Source organism: Streptomyces sp. AHA2 (assembly GCF_036857595.1).
Classification (GTDB): domain Bacteria; phylum Actinomycetota; class Actinomycetes; order Streptomycetales; family Streptomycetaceae; genus Streptomyces.
The window spans coordinates 53,496-75,286 of sequence record NZ_JAUQWJ010000006.1 but is presented as its reverse complement, the minus strand read 5'-3'; the positions used below and the strand labels follow the sequence as shown (position 1 = coordinate 75,286).

General features: G+C 72.5%; 18 protein-coding genes. 5 read left to right on the top strand and 13 right to left on the bottom strand.

Annotation, left to right across the window (positions count from 1 at the left end):
* Positions 1 to 70: 70 nt before the first annotated feature.
* The 4 genes from Q5694_RS14755 to Q5694_RS14740 all read left to right on the top strand — a co-directional run bounded on the left by Q5694_RS14755 (position 71) and on the right by Q5694_RS14740 (position 3,904).
* Entirely contained in the window at positions 71 to 826 is a 756-nt protein-coding gene (locus Q5694_RS14755) for a GntR family transcriptional regulator (protein ID WP_333933373.1), read from the top strand.
* 332 nt (positions 827 to 1,158) lie between these two features.
* Positions 1,159 to 2,823, top strand: coding sequence for an energy-dependent translational throttle protein EttA (ettA, locus tag Q5694_RS14750; RefSeq protein ID WP_333933372.1), 1,665 nt, complete (start codon positions 1,159 to 1,161; stop codon positions 2,821 to 2,823).
* Between the two features lie 2 nt (positions 2,824 to 2,825).
* A complete protein-coding gene (locus Q5694_RS14745; RefSeq protein WP_333933371.1) occupies positions 2,826 to 3,239 on the top strand; it encodes an acyl-CoA thioesterase in 414 nt (137 codons plus the stop codon).
* Positions 3,236 to 3,904, top strand: a complete 669-nt coding sequence (locus Q5694_RS14740) for a hypothetical protein (RefSeq protein WP_333933370.1) — start codon at positions 3,236 to 3,238, stop codon at positions 3,902 to 3,904. The genes Q5694_RS14745 and Q5694_RS14740 overlap by 4 nt, the downstream gene beginning before the upstream one ends.
* A 25-nt stretch (positions 3,905 to 3,929) precedes the next feature.
* Here Q5694_RS14740 and Q5694_RS14735 read toward each other — a convergent pair whose 3' ends face one another.
* Complete coding sequence (locus Q5694_RS14735; RefSeq protein ID WP_333933369.1) at positions 3,930 to 4,343, bottom strand: globin; 414 nt, start codon at positions 4,341 to 4,343, stop codon at positions 3,930 to 3,932.
* A gap of 59 nt (positions 4,344 to 4,402) precedes the next feature.
* Between Q5694_RS14735 and Q5694_RS14730 the strand changes: the two genes are divergently transcribed.
* The gene (locus Q5694_RS14730) at positions 4,403 to 5,383 is read left to right on the top strand and encodes a methyltransferase domain-containing protein (protein WP_333933367.1); all 981 of its coding nucleotides are present in this window, start codon (positions 4,403 to 4,405) and stop codon (positions 5,381 to 5,383) included.
* 67 nt (positions 5,384 to 5,450) lie between these two features.
* Here Q5694_RS14730 and Q5694_RS14725 read toward each other — a convergent pair whose 3' ends face one another.
* The 12 genes from Q5694_RS14725 to Q5694_RS14670 all read right to left on the bottom strand — a co-directional run bounded on the left by Q5694_RS14725 (position 5,451) and on the right by Q5694_RS14670 (position 21,738).
* Positions 5,451 to 6,851, bottom strand: a complete 1,401-nt coding sequence (locus Q5694_RS14725; RefSeq protein ID WP_333933366.1) for an FHA domain-containing protein — start codon at positions 6,849 to 6,851, stop codon at positions 5,451 to 5,453.
* A gap of 32 nt (positions 6,852 to 6,883) precedes the next feature.
* Positions 6,884 to 8,230 carry a vWA domain-containing protein gene (locus Q5694_RS14720; protein WP_333933365.1) on the bottom strand — a complete coding sequence of 449 codons (1,347 nt, stop codon included), beginning with the start codon at positions 8,228 to 8,230 and terminating at the stop codon, positions 6,884 to 6,886.
* Positions 8,231 to 8,330: 100 nt separating this feature from the next.
* Positions 8,331 to 9,632, bottom strand: a complete 1,302-nt coding sequence (locus tag Q5694_RS14715) for a PP2C family serine/threonine-protein phosphatase (protein WP_333933364.1) — start codon at positions 9,630 to 9,632, stop codon at positions 8,331 to 8,333.
* Positions 9,633 to 12,194 carry a serine/threonine-protein kinase gene (locus tag Q5694_RS14710; RefSeq protein WP_333933686.1) on the bottom strand — a complete coding sequence of 854 codons (2,562 nt, stop codon included), beginning with the start codon at positions 12,192 to 12,194 and terminating at the stop codon, positions 9,633 to 9,635.
* Between the two features lie 17 nt (positions 12,195 to 12,211).
* Complete coding sequence (locus Q5694_RS14705; RefSeq protein WP_333933363.1) at positions 12,212 to 13,546, bottom strand: hypothetical protein; 1,335 nt, start codon at positions 13,544 to 13,546, stop codon at positions 12,212 to 12,214.
* 59 nt (positions 13,547 to 13,605) lie between these two features.
* Positions 13,606 to 14,595 carry a glutamate ABC transporter substrate-binding protein gene (locus Q5694_RS14700; RefSeq protein WP_333933685.1) on the bottom strand — a complete coding sequence of 330 codons (990 nt, stop codon included), beginning with the start codon at positions 14,593 to 14,595 and terminating at the stop codon, positions 13,606 to 13,608.
* Positions 14,596 to 14,678: 83 nt separating this feature from the next.
* Positions 14,679 to 16,142, bottom strand: a complete 1,464-nt coding sequence (locus Q5694_RS14695; RefSeq protein ID WP_333933361.1) for a hypothetical protein — start codon at positions 16,140 to 16,142, stop codon at positions 14,679 to 14,681.
* 187 nt (positions 16,143 to 16,329) lie between these two features.
* Entirely contained in the window at positions 16,330 to 17,301 is a 972-nt protein-coding gene (locus Q5694_RS14690) for an N-acetylglucosamine kinase (protein ID WP_333933360.1), read from the bottom strand.
* The gene (locus tag Q5694_RS14685; RefSeq protein ID WP_333933359.1) at positions 17,292 to 18,557 is read right to left on the bottom strand and encodes a 6-phospho-beta-glucosidase; all 1,266 of its coding nucleotides are present in this window, start codon (positions 18,555 to 18,557) and stop codon (positions 17,292 to 17,294) included. The genes Q5694_RS14690 and Q5694_RS14685 overlap by 10 nt, the downstream gene beginning before the upstream one ends.
* A 2-nt stretch (positions 18,558 to 18,559) precedes the next feature.
* Positions 18,560 to 19,456 (bottom strand): carbohydrate ABC transporter permease, encoded by an 897-nt coding sequence (locus Q5694_RS14680; RefSeq protein WP_333933357.1) that lies wholly within the window; start codon positions 19,454 to 19,456, stop codon positions 18,560 to 18,562.
* Positions 19,453 to 20,397 carry a carbohydrate ABC transporter permease gene (locus tag Q5694_RS14675; RefSeq protein ID WP_333933356.1) on the bottom strand — a complete coding sequence of 315 codons (945 nt, stop codon included), beginning with the start codon at positions 20,395 to 20,397 and terminating at the stop codon, positions 19,453 to 19,455. Before Q5694_RS14675 ends, Q5694_RS14680 begins: the two co-directional genes overlap by 4 nt.
* A 3-nt stretch (positions 20,398 to 20,400) precedes the next feature.
* On the bottom strand, positions 20,401 to 21,738 hold the full coding sequence (locus Q5694_RS14670) for an ABC transporter substrate-binding protein (RefSeq protein WP_333933355.1): 1,338 nt from the start codon (positions 21,736 to 21,738) through the stop codon (positions 20,401 to 20,403).
* Between the last annotated feature and the right edge of the window lie 53 nt (positions 21,739 to 21,791).

The window sequence follows — 21,791 nt, the reverse complement described above, 5'->3', positions numbered from 1 at the left end:
CTCCGTCACCGACGATCACTTTCAGTAAAGCTAGTTAACTAGATTAGAGCTAGTGGACTAGATTTTCCACATGTCTGAGCAGCCGCCCTACCTCCGTATCGCCGACGAACTCCGGCGGCGGATCGCGGAGCACGTGTGGGAGCCGGGGGATCGGCTGCCCTCCCGCGCCCAGATCGGCCAGGAGTTCGGCGTGGGCGAGAACGTGGTTCGCCGGGCCCAGGAACTGCTGATCTCCCAGGGCGTGCTGGAAGGTCGCGCCGGATCAGGGACCTACGTCGCCGAGCCTCGGCAACGGGTGCGGGTTGTCCGGTCGTCTGCGCGCGAGCAGCCCAGCGGATCTCCCTTCCGGGCGGACATGAAGGCCGTGGGCAGGCAAGGAGATTGGGAGAGTCGGACCGACGCCAAGGTCCCCGCCCCGGCCGACATCGCGGCGCGGCTGGGCATCAGCGAGGGCGACCTGTGCGTCAGGACGTCATACGAGTTCCTGGCCGACGGCAGGCCGGTGCAACTGTCGACGAGTTGGGAGCCCTACGGGCTCACCGCCGGCACCCTCGTCGTTCTCCCTGAGGGAGGCCCGCACGCCGGGGCCGGTGTCGTGAACCGCATGGCCGCGATCGGTGTCACCGTCAGCCACGCCGTGGAGCAGCCGGAACCGCGACAGGCGACCGCCGAGGAGGCCTCTCTTCTGGGCATCCAGAAGGCCGCACTCGTCACGCACATCCGGCGGACGTACTACAGCGACCAGGGGCGGCCCGTCGAAACAGCGGACATCATCGTGCCTGCCGCTCACTGCGAGATCGTCTACGAGATCCCGATCAACCGGTAGGCACAGGCTTTCGCGCGGGCGGACTGTGCCGGTGCTTCAGTGCGTCCACGTCTTGCAAGCGGTGAGGGCGAGCCCTGCCGTTCACGTCGCGACGGTGACCCAACCCCGGACATTGCTGCCAGCGAATGATCACCCCTGGGCCGTCTCTGGGCCGTGCGAGGGCGCCCGAGGCCGACCAACGGCGACCGACAGTGACAGGCGAGTCCAAGCCGCCCACAACGAACCCCCAGGTCACAGCCCCCCACCCATACGCGTTTCCGCCCAGCCCTGGCGGTACGGCAAGATGGGGTGTATCTGCCCACTGCCAGATTCAAGCTGCCGGACGGTTTCTCTTGGCTGAGTTCATTTACACCATGCGCAAGGCGCGCAAAGCGCACGGCGACAAGGTGATCCTCGACGACGTGACGACGAGCTTCCTCCCGGGGGCGAAGATCGGCGTCGTCGGCCCGAACGGCGCCGGAAAGTCGACGATCCTCAAGATCATGGCCGGGATCGAGCAGCCGTCCAACGGTGACGCCTTCCTCACGCCGGGTTACACGGTCGGCATCCTGCTCCAGGAGCCCCCGCTGACCGAGGACAAGACCGTCCTGGAGAACGTCCAGGAGGGTGTCGCCGAGATCAAGGGCAAGCTCGACCGGTTCAACGAGATCGCCGAGCAGATGGCGACCGAGTACACCGACGAGCTCATGGACGAGATGGGCAAGCTCCAGGAGCAGCTCGACCACGCCAACGCGTGGGACCTCGACGCGCAGCTGGAGCAGGCCATGGACGCCCTGGGCTGCCCGCCCGGCGACTGGCCCGTCACCAACCTCTCCGGTGGTGAGCGCCGCCGCGTCGCGCTGTGCAAGCTCCTGCTGGAGCAGCCCGACCTGCTGCTGCTCGACGAGCCCACCAACCACCTCGACGCCGAGTCGGTGAACTGGCTGGAGCAGCACCTGGCTCAGTACCCGGGCACCGTCGTCGCGGTCACCCACGACCGGTACTTCCTCGACAACGTCGCCCAGTGGATCTGCGAGGTCGACCGCGGCCGCCTCTACCCCTACGAGGGCAACTACTCCAAGTACCTGGAGACCAAGGCCGCCCGCCTCAAGGTCGAGGGCCAGAAGGACGCCAAGCGGCAGAAGCGCCTCAAGGAAGAGCTGGAGTGGGTGCGCTCCAACGCCAAGGGGCGCCAGGCCAAGTCCAAGGCGCGACTGGCCCGCTACGAGGAGATGGCCGCCGAGGCCGACAAGATGCGGAAGCTGGACTTCGAGGAGATCCAGATCCCGCCGGGTCCCCGCCTGGGCAACGTCGTCGTCGAGGTCAGCAACCTCAGCAAGGGCTTCGGCGAGAAGCTGCTCATCGACGACCTCAGCTTCACCCTCCCGCGCAACGGCATCGTCGGCATCATCGGCCCGAACGGCGCCGGCAAGACCACCCTGTTCAAGATGATCCAGGGCATCGAGCAGCCGGACTCCGGCGCCATCAAGGTCGGCGACACCGTCAAGATCTCCTACGTCGACCAGAGCCGCGAGAACATCGACCCCAAGAAGACGCTGTGGGCCGTCGTCTCCGACGAGCTGGACTACATCAACGTCGGCCAGGTCGAGATGCCGTCGCGGGCGTACGTCTCCGCGTTCGGGTTCAAGGGCCCGGACCAGCAGAAGCCGGCCGGGGTGCTCTCCGGCGGTGAGCGCAACCGGCTGAACCTGGCGCTCACCCTCAAGCAGGGCGGCAACTTGCTGCTCCTCGACGAGCCGACCAACGACCTCGACGTCGAGACCCTCTCCAGCCTGGAGAACGCGCTGCTGGAGTTCCCCGGCTGCGCCGTGGTCGTCTCCCACGACCGGTGGTTCCTGGACCGCGTGGCCACGCACATCCTCGCCTACGAGGGCGACTCCAAGTGGTTCTGGTTCGAGGGCAACTTCGAGTCGTACGAGAAGAACAAGGTCGAGCGGCTCGGCCCGGACGCCGCCCGTCCGCACCGCGCCACCTACAAGAAGCTGACCCGGGGCTGATCTTGCGGCACATCTACCGCTGCCCGCTGCGCTGGGCGGACATGGACGCGTACGGCCACGTCAACAACGTGGTGTTCCTCCGCTACCTGGAGGAGGCCCGTATCGACTTCCTGTTCCGCCCGGAGAAGGACTTCAAGCAGGGGTCCGTGGTGGCACGCCATGAGATCGACTACAAGCGGCAGCTCGTGCACCGCCACCACCCGGTGGACGTCGAGCTGTGGGTCACCGAGATAAGGGCCGCGTCCTTCACCCTCACCTACGAGGTGAAGGACGGCGACCAGGTCTACGTGCGGGCGTCGACGGTGATCGTGCCGTTCGACTTCGAGGCGCAGCGCCCGCGCCGGATCACCGCGGAGGAGCGGGAGTTCCTCCGTGAGTACATGGACGACGCGGAGGAGGGGGCCGTCGCGGCATGACGGTCCTCCACCTCGCCGACGAGGGGGAGGCGGCGGATCTCGCGGCCTTCCTCTCCCGGCTGCTCCACTACGACCGCGGGGCCGCGGTGCGCCTGCAGGCCGCCGGCACCGCGCTCGCCGTGTTCGGCCGGCCGCCGTCCTTCGAGGTGCTGGCGGTCCGCGCGGTGCGGCTGGCCAAGCCGTACGAGAGCGGTCTCGAGGTCACGCTGGACGTGACCGTGTCCGCCGGTGAGCTGCTGGAGTCGGTGGACGACGAGGCCGCCACCGCCACCGTGCCGCGGGCCGTGACCGGACCGCCGTGGGCCGGTGTGCTGCCGCCCCGCGGCGGCTGGCGCACCGAGCCGGGACTGCCCGGGCCCGACGGCCTCAGGTCGCTGGTGGCCACCGCGGTGGCCGAGTTCCGCTCCCGGACGGCGGAGTTGCCCGACGAGCGGCGCACCCGTACCGAGCTGGACCGCATCGGACGGGACATCTGGTCCCGGACGGTCGGGGACACGGCGCTGCCGGTCCGGGCCGTGCACGCGGCGCAGTCGCTCGGTTTCCTGCGGCCCGGCGCCCCCGTGGGCCTGCTCTCCTCGGGTGCGTGGCTGCGGCTGCGCACGCCCTACGGGGCGGTCGCCCTGCGGCGCGCCGGGCTCGGGGCGCTGGACGTCAGCGTCCGCTGACCCGGCCGCGGGGCGGGGCGGAACATCAGCCCGGCGTGTTCACCATCGAGGCCGCCGCGTAGGTCAGGTAGCTCCACAGGGTGTGCTCGTGCTCCTCGGAGAGCCCGAGCTCGTCGACCGCGACCCGCATGTGCTTCAGCCACGCGTCGTGCGCCGCGCGGTCCACCTGGAACGGGGCGTGCCGCATCCGCAGCCGCGGGTGGCCGCGGTTGGCGCTGTAGGTCGTCGGGCCGCCGAAGTACTGGATCAGGAACAGCGTGAAGCGCTCCTCCGCGGGGCCGAGGTCCTCCTCGGGGTACATGGGCCGCAGCAGCGGGTCCCCGGCGACCCCCTCGTAGAAACGGTGGACGAGCCGGCGGAAGGTCTCCTCCCCGCCGACCTGCTCGTAGAAGGTCTGCTCCTGAAGCGTGCCGCGCCGAATCTCTGTCACGCGTTCCATGGTCTCAGACGTCCCGGCATAGGACTCAAGACCTAGGACCCGCCGCTTACTGTGGAGACATGGGCGGGCACGCACCCGGCAGGGAACTGGAGGACCTCGGCGCCAGTGCGCGGGCGGCGCTGGTGCGGCGCATCGAGGCGAGCGGGGCCTGGACGGCCGATCCGGCCTGGCGGGAGGCGTTCGCGGCCGTGCCGCGCCACCTCTTCGTGCCGTACTACTACGTGGCCGTCGCGGGCGGCTACGAGCGCCGCTGGGGTGAGAGCCCCGACCCGCAGGCACGGGAGCGGTGGATACGGGGCGCCTACGAGGACGTCCCGCTGGCGACCCGGCTGCGCGACGGGGAACTGCTCTCCTCCAGCAGCCAGCCCTCGCTGATGGCGGACATGCTGACCGTGCTCGACGTGCGGGAGGGGAACACCGTCCTGGAGATCGGCGCGGGTACCGGCTACAACGCCGCCTTGCTGTGCCACCGGCTCGGCGACGACAAGGTCACCAGCGTCGACCTCGACCCGGAGATCACCGAGTCGGCCCGCCGGCACCTGGCCGCGGCCGGGTACCACCCGGTCGTCGTCACCGGCGACGGCGCCCGGGGGGTGCCGGAGCGCGCGCCGTTCGACCGGATCATCGCGACCTGCGCCCTGAGCACCGTGCCGCGGGCCTGGCTCGCCCAGAGCCGCCCCGGCGGCCGGATCCTGCTGCCGCTGGCCACCGGGCTGATCGTGCTCACGGTGACCGACGCCTCGCACGCCGAGGGGCGGTTCCTGCACACGCCCGCCTACTTCGTGCCGCTGCGCGGGGCCGGCCGGGCCGCGGAGCCGTTCCAGCTGGGCGGGGTGCCGCGCCGGGCCAGGGAGGACGACCTGTTCCGCTTCCTGCTGGCCCTGACCCGCGGCAGCCTCGACCCGGAGGAGGCGCTGTCGCTGTGGGAGCAGGAGGGCAGACCGCAGCGCGAGCGCTACGGCATCACCGTCAGCGGCGACCGGGAGTGGGCCTGGCTGGACGACCCGGAGGGGCCGTACGCCTGGCCCCTCCCGTCCTGACGGCCGTCCGGGCAACGGCCGAGGGCGGTAACCGTCGGACGGCCGTTCCGGCGGGCTGCGGCGTGGGTCAGCCGCGGCGGATCGTGATCGTCGTCCAGGCGCCCACGTGCACCCGGTCGCCGTCCTGGAGCGGTACGGGGACGAACGGCTGGATGGGGTCCTCCGAGCCGTTGACCGTCGTGCCGTTCGTCGAGTTCTGGTCGACGACCGCCCAGCTCCCGTCCGGCTGCTGCACCAGCACCGCGTGCTGGTGGGAGACGCCCGGGTCCTCCGGCGGCACCGACAGGTCGATGTCGGGGGTGTCGCCGGTGGAGTGCCGGCGGCGGCCGATGGTGATCTGGTTCCCGGTGAGCGTGCGCTGCTGCTCGGGCGAGTAGGCGGGCAGGTTCAGCCCCGCGGCCTCGGGTCCGGAGCGTTGCATCATCGCCATGAAGTACTCGCGGTCCGGGCCGATGGTCGCGGTCCAGGTCGCCGGTCCCTGCTGCGGCCGGGGCTGCTGCGGGAAGCCGCCGGTGCCGGGCGGGGCCTGGGAGGCGCCGGGCTGCGGGTAGCCGTAGCCGCCCTGTCCGGGGCCGCCGGGTCCGCCCGGGCCGCCGTGTCCGCCGGGCCCGGTGTGCGACGGCGGGGAGATCACCCAGTCGTCGTCACCGCCGCCGAAGGACGGGCCGCCCTGCTGCGGAGGACGCTGCGTCTCCTGCGGGAAGGCGGGCGGGGCCGGCGGGCCGGACTGGTGGAAGGCCTGCGGAGCACCACCGGGACCACCGGGGCCACGGGGGTTGCCGCCGTGCCCACCGGGACCGCCGCCGTGTCCGCCCGGACCGCCGGGTCCGCCCGGAGCACCGTGCCCACCGCCGCCGCCCGGGCCGGGCGGCGGCGGGACCGGGCGCGAGGGGTCGTTGCCGAATCCGGGCGGGCCGGAAGGACCGCCGGGACCCCCCGGACCGCCGTAAGCGCCGGGGCCGCCGGGACCACCGGGGCCGGGGCGGCCGGACGGGTCGCCACCGAAGGGCGGGATCGGCTCGGCCGGGCGGTTCACCTGCGACGGGCGCGAGCTCTGGTAGTCGAACGCGTCACCGCCACCGCCGTACGACGGTCCGCCCGGACCACCCGGGCCCGGCGGCTGGAAGCGCGCGCCCGGTCCGGGCGGGGGCGGAGCCGCGGGGGTGTACGAGGTCGCCGTGTTGGTGAGGAAGTTCCACCGGCACTCCTCGCAGAACGGGGCGCCGCCCTCACGCGGCGTACGGCACTGCGGGCAGAGCTGCGGCTCGGCGTTCGGCACGGCGGACAGGTGCGGCGGACGTCCGCCCGGCTGGCCGCCGGGGCCGCCCTGGCCGGCCGGGGGCGGGAAGCCGTAGCCGCCGGGGGGTGGCGGGGGAGGAGGCGGAGGCACGGCACCCGCCATGCGGTGACCGCAGACCTCGCACCAGTCGTCGGAACCCGACTGGTGTCCGTTCGGGCAGGTCGGCATGTCGGCGCGTCCCTCCTTCGATCTCTTCCAGGTCACTTCTTGACACGAACAGTCTTGGTGGACCGGGTTTCGAGCGTCATCTCGTCCGCCTCCGCGACCTTCGTCTTCAGTCGCACAGTACCGGTCGCCGCGTCGACCACGTCCACCACCTTCGCAAGCAGTTTCGCAGTATCCGCGTTCCCCGAGGCACTCGCGAGCTGAACGGCCCGGCCCAGTTTGGCCGTTGCTCCGTCGATATCGCCCGACTTGCGCAGATCGAGCCCCTGCTGGATGACTTGGGCCAGTTCGGCCTGCCCGGTGTAGTGGGCGACCTGGGGGTTGATCGACGTCGAGGCGACCATGTCGTCCGTCCACACGGCCCGGACCAGGCCCTGCGCGCCGAGGTCGTGGACGCCGCCGTCCGGCTGCGGCACGACCAGCGAGATCCTGGCCGCCAGCATCTCCTGCCCGACGTGGGCGGCCGGGACCCGTACGCACAGGTGGTAGTCACGGGACTCGTCGCCCCAGGAACCGAGGGGGTAGTCGCCGGCCCGGGGGCCGGCCTCGGTGCGCCGGCCGGTCAGTTCCTCGACCGTGGGGGCGACCTGCTTGAGGAACGTCACCGTGGTGTCGACCGGGGTCCACAGCCGCAGGGAGACGTCCGCGACCTCCTTGCCCATCGCCGTCTCCATCATCCGCGTGAAGTCGGCGGCCAGACCGGCCGGATCGGCGACGATGTCGGCGCTGCCGAGCAGCGCCGAGGCGATCCCTGTGACTTCTTTCACTTCCCAGTCGGTGCCCACGCCGCGGGCGTCGCAGGTGAAGCGGCCCGCGCACGCGTCGAGCGCGGCCTTCAGGTCCTGGGGCGACTCGTGCTCGTTGCGGCCGTCGGTGAGCAGGATGCCGTGGCGGATGGCGACGTCCGCCGAGGACAGCAGCCGGTCGGCCAGCCGCAGCCAGGTGCCGATGGCCGTGCCGCCGCCCGCGCCGAGCGAGCGCAGCGCCTGCTTGGCCTGCGCGCGGGTGGTGGCGTCGGCGACCGCGACCCGGCCGCCGCCGGGGTAGACCTCCTTGGCGACGTGCGTCCCGCCGATCACGGCGAAGTGGACGCCGTCGCGCAGGGTGTCGATCGCGGCGGCGGTGGCGTCACGGGCGTTGCGCATCTTGGCCGGCGGGTAGTCCATCGACCCCGAAGAGTCGACCATGATCGCGACCGCCGCGGAGGGGCCCTGGCCGGGTGCGTACAGGTGGGGCGCGCCGACCGCGCTGCCGATGGTGCCGCCGCCGGTCGCCGTCACCGTCACGATGGCGTTGACCTCGCGGGCGCCTTCCGGCAGGTACTCGTTCTGGTACACGTCCACCGAGAACCGGGGCGCGCTCGCTTTCGAGAAATTGGCCATGCCTGTTCCGATCCCCCTCCAGAGCCCCCGCCGAGAGCGGGGTCACGACGGTGGGCGGACCGGTCCCCTCCGGTCCGCCGAGCCACCCCCGAACGTGGCCTCAGGCCGATCCTGCCCCCTGGGGTACCGCCGGGAACGGCACGAGCGCCACTGTTACGTTGTCGTGGCCCCCGCCGTCCAGGGCGTGGCCGACGAGCACGCGGGCGCTGTGCAGCGGCTGCGCGGCGGCGTCGAGCGGCACGACGCGGGCCATCTCCTCGGCGGCCTCGGCGTAGTTCCACAGACCGTCCGTGCAGACGACCACCACACCGGGGCGGTCCGGCTTGAACGCGGCGGTGTGCGGCTCCAGTTCGTAGGCGTCCGCGCCGAGCCAGCCGGTGATGGCGTGGGCGCGTTCGTCGGCGTAGGCCTCGGCCTCGTTCATCAGGCCCGCGGCGACCATCTGCGCCGCCCAGGAGTCGTCCTCGGTGAGCCGGGCCGGGGGAGCGCCGCGGTCGACCGGGACCCAGTAGGCGCGGCTGTCGCCGACCCAGCCGACGACCAGCAGGCCCGAGGTCACCACGGCACCGACGATGGTGCAGGCCGGGGCGTTCTGGTGCGGGGCGTGCTCGCGGGCCGTGGCGGGCTCCTCCGCCAGCGAGTTGACCGCGTGGGAAGCGGCGACGATCGCCTCGTGCATGGCCTGCTGCGGGTGGGTGCCGCGCGGCAGGGCCGCCAGCAGCGTCTCGCTCGCCGCCTTCGCCGCGGCCGCCGAGGCGTCGTCGGGCCGGGTCGCCGAGGAGACGCCGTCGCAGACGATCGCCACGGCGGCGGGGGAGCCGTCGGGCAGCGCGGTGGTGCCGATGGCGAACGCGTCCTCGTTGCGGTGGTGGCGCAGGCCTCGGTCGCTGACCGCGGCCACCGGCCCGTACTCCTGCTCCATGTGGTCCCGTTCGCGCGGCTGGGCGTGGCCGCAGTTCTCGCAGTAGCCGTCGTCGTCCACGCGGCCGGCCCGGCAGGCGACGCAGACCGCGGTGCCGGTGCCCGCGGCCGGGGCCGCCGGTTCCGCGGACACCCGGGGGTCCGGCGCCTGGAGGGGGTAGTCGTCGGGCTGGGTGCGGTAGATCTCCGGCGCGTAGCCCTCGTGCTGCGGGTGACGGTCGAACCGCACCCCGTCCCCGGGCGGTGGGGCGGCAGCGCCCGGGGCCGCGCCGGCGGGCGGCACCCGCGGCGCCTCGGGGTACACGGCGGCGGGGGCGCCCTGGGCGGGCACCGCACCGTTCAGGGCGATGGTCGGGTTGTCCTCGGGCCGTGCCGGCACGGCGGACAGGTCGTATCCGCACGCGCCGCAGAAACGGTCACCCGACTCGAGGGGTTCCTCGCAGCTCGGGCAGGCGGACAACCGGGGCATCTGCGACATCAACTACACCCACGTCCGGGGGCGGTAACGATTGGCACGTTCCACCAGGTCGATCCTCTCCTCGCCGCCCCGCGCCAGCCGGGCCAGCATGCGGTACGAGCGCTCCAGTCCGAAACGCAGACCCCGCTCGTCCAGGTCGCTGCCGAGCAGCGTCCGTCCCCCGGCGGCGGGCTGGGAGGAACCCTGGCCCCCGGAGAGTACCCAGTCCAGGGCGCAACCGAGGACTTCGGCGGACAACTGCTCGCGCCGCGCCGGGTCCAGGCCGTACGCCTCCAGGGCCTCCACCTGCGCCGCGGCGGCCGTCAGGTCCTCCAGGAACGGCGCGTCCGAGGCCGTCGCCGTGCGCCCGCGCAGCCGCGCCCGGACGGCCGCCACGCGCGCGGCCGTGTAGTGGATGGACGACTCCGGCACGGACTCCAGCGTCCGGACGGCACCGCGCCGGTCCCCGCTCGCCAGCCGCACGCGGGCCAGGCCGAACGCGGCGCTCACATGGCTCGGGTCGGTCGACCACACCAGCCGGTAGTACTCGGCGGCGTTGTCGAGCTGGCCCAGCACCTCCGCGCACAGGCCCAGCGCCAGCTTCGGGGCGATCTCGCCGGGGAAGGCGTCGTAGATCGCGTCGAAGGCCAGCGCGGCGCCCTCGTCGTCGCCGGTCACCAGCGCGGTCAGGCCCCGATACCACACCACCCGCCAGTCGTCGCCCCGTTCGTCCTCCAGCGCGGCCAGCGACTCCAGCGCGGTGGCGGGCTCGCCGGTCTCCAGCCTGGCCCGGACCTGCCGCAGCCGCGTCTCGGGCGACGGGACCGGCGCGGCCGCCAGGGCGCCGAGCAGCTCGGCCGGGGCTGACGTCATCAGGCCGGCCAGGAAACCGGCGTTGGGGTCGGTCGGGTCCACCCGGGGCACCGGCAGGGCCAGGGCGGCCGCGCGGCTGTCGACCCGCTTGACGAGCCCGGGCGCGGGCCCGCTCCCACCGGCGGGCGGCACGGCGAGCGCCGCCCGGGCGGGAAGGGCGGCGCCGAAGCCGCGAGCCGTCCCGGCCGCACGCGCGCCCAGCCGGGACACCTCGCCGTCCAGGCGCGGGAACAACTCCGTGTCCGTGACGCGCAGTTCCGGACCGAACAGGGTGGACAGAGCGGGCCGGGCCCGGCCCGTCTGGAGCGAGACGACCTCGCGCAGCACGCCCGTGAGCTGCTCGGCCATCTCCTGCGCGGAGGCGAACCGGCGCGCCGGGTCGGGGTCGGTGGCGCGCACCAGGAGCCGGTAGAAGGACTCGTACTGCCGGAAGACCTCGATGTGGTCCGGGTCGGGCAGGGAGTCGGCGTAGACGTTCGTGTAGCCCTGGAAGTCGAAGGTCAGCACGGCGAGGGTCCGGGCGACCGTGTACAGGTCGCTCGCCACGGACGGCCCGGTCTCGGCGACCTCGGGCGCCTGGTAGCCCACCGTGCCGTAGATGGCCGACTCCTCGTCGTCCATCCTGCGCACCGCGCCCATGTCGATCAGCTTCAGCTGGTCCTCGGTCTGGATGGCGTTGTCGACCTTGAAGTCGCAGTAGAGCAGGTTGCGGCTGTGCAGGTGCCCGAGCGCCTCCAGCGCCTCGATGCCGTACGCGCACGCCTGCTCCACCGGCAGCGGGTCGCGCCGGCCCTGCGGGGTGCGCCGGGCGTTGGCGATCTCCTTGAGCGACTTGCCGCCCACGTACTCCATGACGATGTAGCCGTCGAGGGAGCCGGTGCGCTGGTCCAGGTGCTCCACGAAGTTGTAGATCCGCACGATGTTGGCGTGCTCGATCTCCGCGAGGAAGCGCCGCTCGGAGATGGCCGCCGCCATGGCGTCCTGGTCGCCGGTGTCGAGCAGGCCCTTGAGGACCACCCAGCGGTCCGAGACCGCCCGGTCGACGGCGAGGTAGATCCAGCCCAGACCGCCGTGCGCCAGGCAGCCCACCACCTCGTACTGGCCGTGCACCACGTCACCGGCCCGCAGCTTCGGCACGAACGAGTACGGGTGCCCGCACTTGGTGCAGAAACCCTCCGTGCGGCCCGGCCGGTCACCGCGCGCCCGGCCCACCGGGGCGCCGCAGTCCGACCGGGAGCAGAACCGCTTGCGCTCCGGCACCTCGGCCCTGTCCAGCACCATCGCGCGCGGGTCGGGCCGCGGGATCGGCGGCACCTGCACCAACCCGGCGCCCAGCCGCGCCCGGGAGGCCGAAGCGGAGGTGGACCCGGAGCTGCGCACGGACACCGAGCGTCCCGTCGATCCGCCCGACACCGAGCGCGACAGACGGCCCGAGACCGAGCGGCGGGACCTCGACGACTGCGAGGACGTACGCGCGCTGCGGCTGCCGGCGGACCCGCCGGAACCGCTCCTGCCTCCGGTGGTGACGCCGGTGGGAGCCGATCCGACCATGCCCGCCTCGGAGGCGGGACCACCGGCCGCGACGACCGGGGCCAGGCCGCAGGTGTCGCAGTACAGTTCGCCGCCGCCCACGTCCTCGTACGCGCCGCCGCAGCCGGGGCGCTGGCACGCCCGCCCCGACGGGCCGGGCGGCTCGTGCGGTGCCTGGCTCATCGACTCCCCCTCGTCGCTCACGCGTCCGGCCCCCTCCGGTCGTCCGCGGGCGCGCCCTGGTCCGGCACCCGCGGGCCGCCGAGCAGTTCGGCCGCCGCCTGCTGGTAGCGCAGCACGGCCTGTTCGGCGGCGCGCAGGTCGCAGGGGGCGCTCCACAGCATGCGGCGCGCCTTCTCGTACCGCTCCACCAGCAGCGCGTCCTCGGCGAAGCCGTGCCGGGCGACCTTCGCCCGGTACGCGTCGAGCCGGCCGCGCAGTTCGGCGCGGACCGCCAGCGGTGCGGTGACCGCCGTCAACGACTCACGGGCGCGCAGCAGTTCGTCCTCGGCCTTCTCCTCCAGGGCCTCCAGCAGCGGTGACAGCCGGTGCCACTGGGCATGCCTGCGGTACTCCGCGGCCGCCGCGAGCTGCTCCTGCAACGCGGTCGGGGGGCCGCTGACCACCGGCACCTCCGTCGCCGCGATCTTCGCCAGCACCTCGCCCCGGGCGGTGCGCGCCTCGGCGAGGGTGCGGTCCGCCCGGCTGAGGACGTCCCGCAGTTTCACGATGCGCAGCTCGGCGTCCTGGCGGACCGTCAGCACGGCGTCGATCTCCCGCCGTACGTCCTCCAGGGCCCGGGCCTCGCGGTCGTACACCGTGGTGTCCGGACGGCCGCCGCCCGGCGCCGAACTGCCCTCGGCGGCCACCCAGAAGGCCAGCGGATCGGAGATCACCTGCTCGCGCAGCCGGGTGAGCGTGCGCGTGATGCGTTCCAGGTCGTCACCCGCCGGATGCTCGCCGGGCCGCACGCCGACCGAGTGCGCGAGCCGCCGGGTGCGCTGGAGTTCGGCGGCCAGCAGGTCGATCCGGGCCGGCAGCGCCGACCAGACGGCGTCGGCGGCGACGACCACGTCCAGGCTGGTCGCGTACAGCTCGTTCATCCGGTCCACCAGCCCGGCGAGCGAGTAGCGCTCGCTGAGCTTCGTCGACGTCCCCTGCGGTGTCTGCGCGTTGGCGGTCGCCGCGGCACTGCCCGCGACCGTGACCGACTCGCCGTTCAGCAGCTCGGTCAGCTCCACCAGGTCCTCACGGCTGGACCAGCGGCGCCGGGCGCGGATGTCGCGGGCGGAGCGCAACGCGTCCGTGTACGCGTCGAAGTAGGTCCACAGCAGGGTGATCGACGCGTCCGTGGCCGCCCAGCGCTCCCGGGTGACGCCGGTCAGCTCGGCGCCCTCCAGGAGTCTGCGGCCCGCGTGGTCCTGCAGGGCGAGGAGCGAGGTCTCGATCGCTTCGTGCTCAGCGCCGAGCCGCGCCAGCGCACGGTCCACCTCGTCCCGGTCCATCACCGGCCCGGCGGGTCCCGTGACGCCCATCGATCACCTCTCGCTGCGGTTGTGCCGGTCGGGGGCCTGGTCGTAGGTCGCGGTTCGGGTCAGCTCGTGCGCAGGTACTCCGGTGCCGGTGGTTCCGACTTCTTCGCATCCCTGCCCAGTGTGGCCGACAGCCATTTCCCGTACGACGCCTGCCAGCCGTCGTCGCCGTCCTCGCGGTAGTCCACCAGGATCTGGTTGACCCGGCGTACCAGGTCGTCGGCGCCCTTCCTCATCGCCACGCCGTAGTACTCGGCAGTGAAGGCGTCGCCCTTGAGCTGGACCGTCGGGTCCTGGGCCGCCTGGCTCGCGGCGAGCGCGCCGTCGGTGACCACGGCGTCCACCTCGCCGAGCTGGAGCCTGACCAGGCAGTCGAGCTGGTTCGGGACCGTCGTGGAGATGTCCGTGCCGGCGGGAAGCCGGCCCTTCTTCTTGTCCTCCTCCAGCTTGGCGTACGCCGTGGAGCCCGCCGCCGTGCAGATCCTGCGGCCCGCGAGCGTGTCGTCGTAGCCCTCGACGGGCGACGACTTCGGCGCCAGGACCTGCTGGCCGGTCTTGAAGTACGGCGCGGAGAAGGCGACGTCCCGGATGCGGTCGCAGTTGATCGTCATCGTGCGGACCACCATGTCGACGCGGCCGTCCTGGATCGCCGGGATGCGCTGGTCGGTGGGGATCGCCTTGAACTGCACCGCGTCCCGGTCGCCGAGTATCTCCTCGGCGATGCGGTGCACGAGGTCGATGTCGAAGCCCTCCAGCTCGCCCGACTCGCCGCCGTTGGGGTCGCGGTAGCCCCAGCGATAGCTGTTCTGGTCGACGCCGACGACCAGTTTGCGCTTCTCGCCCGTGCGGCCCTTGATCGCCGCGATGGTGGCGCCGTCGGCGCGCGAGGGGGAGAGCGTCTGCTTCTCCGGGGCCTCGCAGTCCTCCTCTGCGCCGGCCCGGGCGATGTCCGCGGTGGCGGTGGTGCCGGCGGGCCCGGTGCCGTCCGAGGTGACGGCCTTCCTGGGCAGGCACAGGGCGACGAACGCCACCAGGGCGCAGACGACCGCCATCGCGGTCACTCCGCCCCAGCCCTTGAGGGGGGTGTGCACACGTCCTGCTCGCACGGGGGTGCCTCCCTTCGCCCGTTGCCCGTTCACCGGTACTCCGACAGTCTGCGGCCGATGCCCAGGACCGCTCCCGCGGCCCCCAGGACCGCGAGGCCGGCGGCCCCGGCCGGCAGGCCGGTGAGCGCCCCCCGGCCGTCACCGGCCGCCCGCTCGAACTCCCTCTCCTCGTGCGCCAGCGCCGTGCGCAGATGCGCGTCGACGCTGTCGAAGCACTCGCCGGTCGCGCCTTCGGCGCCGATGACCATGTCCAGCGCCTGCTGGTAGTTGCCGTTCTCGTCCTGCTCGCGGGCCGCGGCGTGGCGCTTCTTCCACTCCTGCATGTTGCCCAGGGCGGTCGTGACGGGCTTCTCGCCCGTCGCGTCGTCGGCGAGCTTCCGCGCCGCCTCCAGGCGCGCGCCCAGGGCCTCGATGTCCGCGCCGAAGTCGAAGTCGTAGGCGTCGTAGGTCCTGTCGCCGACCTTCTTCGTCTCGGCGCCGCGGGCCACCAGCGTGAGGTTCTCGTTGCCCCGGGCCTTCAGGGAGGCGATCCGCGCGTCGTGCAGGACGTTCAGGGAGCGGACGCCGTGGTCGTAGGAGTCGTTCAGGCCGGCGCGGGCGATGCTGTGCCCGGTGACGAGCCAGAGCAGGACGACCGTCGCGGTCGCGGTGGCCGCGACCAGGCCGTGGTTCAGGACCCGGTTGGTGCGCCGGTAGTCGCGGTGCTGGGCCCAGGCGAGGGCGGCCAGGGCCAGGACGCCCAGGGCGATCGCCGCCCAGGGGTAGGGCGTGGCGGCCGCGTAGTCCGCCCGCAGGCGCTGGTTCTCCTTCGTGTACAGGTCCTGCGCTGCCGGGAGCATCCGCTGCTGCATCTTCTCGTTGGCGTAGCGCAAGTAGGCGCCGCCCACCGGGAAACCCTGGCGGTTGTACGTGCGGGCCCGCTCGACCAGGCCCTTGTACTCGGGCAGCAGCCGGTTGAGTTCGGCGATCGTGCGCGCGGAGGGGGAGCCCGGCTCCGATGCGGCGGCCGCGTTGACCAGCTTCTCCGCGGCCGTGCGGATGTCCTTCTCGTAGCGGTCGCGGGAGGCCGCCGACTCCTGGCCGCCGGCGAGGAAACCGCTGGAGGCGGCGGTGTTGGCGTCCGCGAGGGACCGGTAGATGTCGGCCGCGTCGGAGCTGAGGGGCTGGCTGCTGGTCAGGACGTCGTCGGCGGCGGCCGCGCGGTCGGTCATCTGCCAGGCGCCGACGGCGCCGAAGGCGACGACGAGGGCGGCCAGCAGCGCGCCGATGACGCGCAGGCGGCCCGGTTCCGTGGTGGCGGCGGCGCGCAGGCGCTCGGCGCCCTCCGCGAAGGCCGTACGCCGGGGAGCGCCGGCCGGGGGAGGCGGGGACGACGGACCGGATGCCGGAGCGGGACCGGGAAGGGCCCGGGCCGGCGGGGCCGGCTGCGCGGGAACGGGCGGCAGGACGGGCAGGCTCGGACCCGGTGGTGGCGGTGTGCTGCCCCGCGGCATGTGTGTCACTGTGACCTCCCCCGTGGTCATCCGTCGCGGCAAGTATCGCTGCCGGGACCGACATCCGCACCGGCCTTGCCCGATCTTGGTCGGATCGCGGCGTGGAGCGCCACCCCTCGCCCGGGTACACGTCCCAGGGAGGGGTTCGGTTCCCGTACGGCGTGCCCGCACCGGCCGGACGCGCGGCTCACACGCCGTAGTGCGCCCGCAGTCGCTCCTGCGCCCCCTCCCGCGCCCCCAGTTGGTCCAGGCCCAGCAGGGCGGCGCCGAGGACCGGGCGGGCCGTGACCACCCGGGGGACCGCCTTGGGGGCCCGGTCGGCCAGCAACTGGGCGATGCGGTTGTTCAGTTGGGGGTGCCGGGCGGCCAGGACGCTGCCGCCGAGGAGAACCGGGGCCGGCTCGGACAGCAGGTCCAGGCGGGTGAGGGCCACCACCGCCATGGCGACCACCTCCTCCGCCTGGCGCTCCACGATCGCCCGGGCCACGGCGTCGCCCTGCGCCGCCGTGGCGAACAGGACCGGCGCCAGCTCGTGGCGCCGGGGGGCGGGCACGCGCTCCAGGTGCAGCGCCTCGATGAGGGCGTACATCGACGGCAGACCGAAGTGCGCGGGCAGGGTGCGGGACAGGGCGGTGGGGCCGCCCCGGCCGTCCTCCGCCCGCGCGGCGTGCCACAGGGCCTCCTCGGACAGCCCCCAGCCGCCGCCCCAGTCACCGGAGATCCTGCCGATCGCCGGGAAGCGGGCCGTGCGGCCGTCGGGGCGCATGCCGACGCAGTTGATGCCCGCGCCGCACACGACCGCGACCCCCCGCGGTTCGGTGGCCCCGGCCCGCAGGATCGCGAAGGTGTCGTTGCGGACGGTCACGCTCGTGCCCCAGGCGCGCTCGCGCAGGGCCCGGGCCAACTCCTCCTCCTCGACGGGGAAGTCGGCGTTGGCGAGACAGGCCGAGACGTGATCGACCGAGGCGAGACCGGCGTCGGCGAGGGCCCGGCCGACGGTCTCGGCGAGCCCTCGCACGGCCGTGTCGACGCCCACCGCCGGCGGGCGGAAGCCGCCGCCGCGTGCCGTGGACAGCACCTCCCCGTCCGCCGAGACGACGGCGACGTCCGTCTTGCTGTTGCCCGCGTCGACGGCGAGGACATGCGCGCTCACGCCCACGCCAGGTGCTCCCGGTTGTGCGCGATCAGCCGGTCGGTGAGCTGCTCGGCGTACGCGTACTGGCCGACCAGGGGGTGGGCGAGCAGGGCGCGGAAGACCCGCTCCCGGCCGCCGTGCAGGGCCGCCCGCAGGGCCAGGTCCTCGTAGGCCGTGACGGCCGAGATCAGGCCCGCGTACAGGGGGTCCACCGGCGCGACCGGCAGCGGGGAGGCGCCCTCGGCGCCCACCGCGGCCTGCACCTCGACGACCGCGTCGTCGGGGAGGAAGGGGAGTGTGCCGTTGTTGTGCGTGTTCACCACCTGGTAGGGGCTGCCCGCCCCGCCCAGCAGGGCGGCGGCCAGGTCCACGGCCGCCTCCGAGTAGAAGGCGCCGCCCCGCTTCGCGAGCAGCTCCGGCTTCTCGTCCAGGGCCGGGTCGGCGTACAGCGCCAGCAACTGCCGCTCCATCGCGGCCACTTCCGCCGCCCGGGACGGCTTCGTGCCCAGTTCCCGCACGACCTCGTCGTGGGCGTAGTAGTAGCGCAGGTAGTAGGAGGGGACCACGCCCAGGGTGTCGAGGAGCCGGCGGGGCAGGCGCAGGTCGGCGGCGATGGTGTCGCCGTGCCGGGCCAGCAGCCGCGGCAGGACGTCCTCGCCCTCCGGGCCGCCGCGGCGCACGGCGGTCTCCCAGGTGAGGTGGTTGAGGCCGACGTGGTCCAGGTGGAGCTCGGACGGCTCCAGGGAGAGCAGGGCCGCGAACTTGCGCTGCAGGCCGATCGCCACGTTGCACAGGCCGATCGCCTTGTGGCCGGCCTGGAGCAGGGCTCGGGTCACGATGCCGACCGGGTTGGTGAAGTCGATGATCCAGGCGTCGGGGTTGGCGCGGCGGACGCGGTCCGCGATGTCGAGCACGACCGGGACCGTGCGCAGGGCCTTCGCCAGGCCGCCGGCGCCCGTGGTCTCCTGGCCCACGCAGCCGCACTCCAGGGGCCAGGTCTCGTCCTGCTCGCGGGCGGCCTGTCCTCCCACGCGCAGCTGCAGCAGGACCGTGTCCGCGCCGTCCACCGCCGCGTCCAGATCGGTGGTGGTGGTGATGCGGCCGGGGTGGCCCTGACGGGCGAAGATGCGGCGGGCCAGGCCGCCCACGAGGTCCAGCCGGTCCTCGGCCGGGTCCATCAGGACCAGTTCCGTGACCGGCAGGGTGTCCCTCAGGCGGGCGAAGCCGTCCACGAGTTCGGGGGTGTAGGTCGAGCCTCCGCCGACCACGGTGAGTTTCATGTCTAACCCTTTACTCCGGTGAGCGTGACGCCCTCGACGAACGCCTTCTGGGCGAAGAAGAACACGAGGATCACGGGGGCCATGACCAGCACGGTGGCGGCCATGGTGAGGTTCCAGTCGGTGTGGTGGGCGCCCTTGAAGGACTCCAGGCCGTAGGACAGGGTCCACGCGCCGGGGTTCTCCGAGGCGTAGATCTGCGGCCCGAAGTAGTCGTTCCACGCGTAGAAGAACTGGAAGAGGGCCACCGCGGCGATGCCGGGTCTGGCCATCGGCAGGACGACCTTCAGCAGCGTGCGCAGGTCGCCGCAGCCGTCCACCCTCGCCGCGTCGAGGTACTCGTCGGGGATCGTGGTGAGGAACTGGCGCAGCAGGAAGATCGAGAAGGCGTCGCCGAACGCCATGGGGACGATCAGCGGCCACAGCGTGCCCGACAGGTCCAACTGCTTCGCCCAGAAGAGGTACATCGGGATGATGACGACCTGCGGCGGCAGCATCATCATCGAGATGACCAGCATGAGCGCCAGATTCCGGCCCCGGAAGCGGAACTTGGCCAGGGCGTAGGCCACGGGGATCGAGGAGACCACCGTGAGGACCGTGCCCAGGCCCGCGTACAGCAGGGTGTTCCGCCACCAGGTGAGGAAGCCGGGGGTGTCGAAGACCTTGGTGTAGTTGCCCCATTCCCAGGTGCGCGGGATCAGGTCGCGGCTGAGCGCCTGACTGTCGCTCATCAGGGAGGTGAGCAGCACGAAGACGAAGGGGAGCGTGAAGAACAGCGCGGCCGCGATGCCGAGGGAGTGGACGGCGATCCACTCCAGCAGGGCCCGGCGGCGGGCCGTGCGGGCCGCGGGCGAGGGCGGCGGCGCGGCGGACTCCAGGGGCCGTTCGAGTACCCGGGTCATCTCCCACCTGCCTGGATCAGGCCGCCCCTGCGGCGCATCAGGAGGGCCGTGAAGGCCATGGACAGGGCGAACAGGACCAGCGCGACCACGCAGGCCGAGCCGTAGTCGAAGCGCTGGAAGCCCAGGTTGTACACGAGCTGCGGGAGGGTCAGGGTCGACTTGTCCGGGTAGCCGGGCTCGAACATGGTGCCCGCGCCCTGGATCACGCCGGAGGCGACCTTCCCGGCGATCAGCGGCTGGGTGTAGTACTGCATCGTCTGGATCACCCCGGTGACGACCGCGAACATGACGATCGGCGAGATGTTCGGGAGCGTGACGTAGCGGAAGCGCTGCCAGCGGGAGGTGCCGTCCAGTTCGGCCGCCTCGTACTGCTCCTTCGGCACGTCGAGCAGGGCCGCCATGAAGATGACCATCAGGTCGCCGATGCCCCACAGGGCCAGCAGGGTCAGGGCCGGTTTGGACCAGGCGGGGTCGTTGAACCAGCCCGGGGCCGGCAGGCCCGCCTCGCCGAGGATCGAGTTGACCGGGCCCGTGCCGGGGTTGAGCAGGAACGCGAAGGCCATCGTGGCCGCCACGGGCGGGGCGAGGTACGGCAGGTAGAACAGGGTGCGGAAGACGCCCGTGGCCGTCCTGATCCGGGTGATCAGCAGCCCCACGCCCAGGCCGAAGGCCACCCGGAGCGTGACCATGACGACCACCAGCCACAGGGTGTTGCGCAGGGCGGGCCAGAACAGCGGGTAGTGCTCGAAGACGTAGGCCCAGTTCTTCGTGCCCGCCCACACCGGCGGCTTGAAGCCGTCGTAGCGCATGAAGGAGAAGTAGACGGTGGACAGCAGCGGGTAGGCGAAGAAGACCGAGAAGCCGATCAGCCAGGGGGACAGGAACGCCAGGGTGCGCAGGGCCGAGCGGCGGCGTTTCGCGCGCAGCGTGTGGGTGCTCATGGCCTACTTCGCCTGCGCGATGTCCGTGTCGATCTGCTCGGCCGTCCTCTTCAGGCCCGCCTTGAGGTCGGTGGCCTTGCCGCTCTCGTACTCGTAGCCGAACTGCTGGATCGTGGTGAGGTAGACGCCGCCGTTGACGGAGGCGGGGGACGTCGTGGAGTGGGGGTTCGCCGCGATCTCCAGGAACGTCTTGAAGCGCGGGTCGTACGTCAGCTTCGGGGACTTCAGCGCCGCGAGCGTCGAGGGGACGTTGTGGATCGCGTTGGAGAAGTTCACCACCGCGTCGGTGTCGGTGGTCATGTACTTCACCAGCTCCCAGGCCGCGTTCTGCTTCCTGCTGGTCGCGGCGATGCCGGCGATGGTGCCGGTGATGTAGCCCTTGCCGTACTGGTCGGCCTGGTCGTCGGGGACGGGCAGCGGGGCCACGCCGATCTCGAACTCCGGCTCGGCCTCCAGGGCCATGCCCAGGCGCCACTCGCCGTCGAGCTGCATGGCGACCTGGCCGGTGTGGAAGGGGTGCTTGGGGCCCCACTCGTCGCCGAGCTTCGAGCGGTACGTCTCCAGCCTGCGGTAGCCGCCGAGGGTGTCGACCAGCTTCTTCTGCAGGGTGAAGGCCTTCTCGAAGGCCGGGTCCTTGCCGACGTTGGACTTGCCGTCCTTGTCGAAGTAGGTGGGGGAGAACTGGCCGAGGTAGTGCTCGGTGGTGGTCTCCCAGCCGTGGTAGTTCGGCATGAAGCCGAGCTGCTCGTACGTCTCCCCCCGCGGGATCGTCAGCTTCTTCGCGACCCGTTCGAACTCCGACCAGGTCTTCGGCGGGGCGGTGACGCCGGCTTTCTCGAAGGCCGTCTTGTTGTAGTAGAGGCCGTAGGCGTCACCGAGCAGGGGGACCGCGCAGCGGTTGCCCTCGAACTGCGTGTACTCGTTCATGGCCTTCGGGAAGGTCTTCTCCGGGTCGATGCCCGACTTGTCGAAGAAGGGGTCGAGGTCGACCAGCGCGCCCGAGGAACAGAACTTGCCGACGTTGTTCGTGGTGAACGACGAGATCACGTCCGGGGCCTTGGCCCCGCCGGCGCGCAGCGACTGGTTGATCTTGTCGTCGGTCATGTTGCCGACGACGTCGACCCGGATGTTCGGGTGCGTCTTCTCGAAGCCGGCGACCAGGTCCTCGACGGCCTTCACCTCCGAGGGCGCGCTCCAGGCGTGCCAGAAGGTGAGGGTCGTCTCCTTGGACGCGTCGTCGTCCGCACCGGCGCCGGGCTGACCGGTGCAGGCGGTGGCGAGAAGGGCGACGGAGGCGGACGCGGCGAGCACGAGGGCCGCTTTCCTGGGCATTTTGGGCATGGTGAAGCTCCCTGGGGCACGGGGTGAGGAGGGGAGGAGGGGAAACGGGAGGG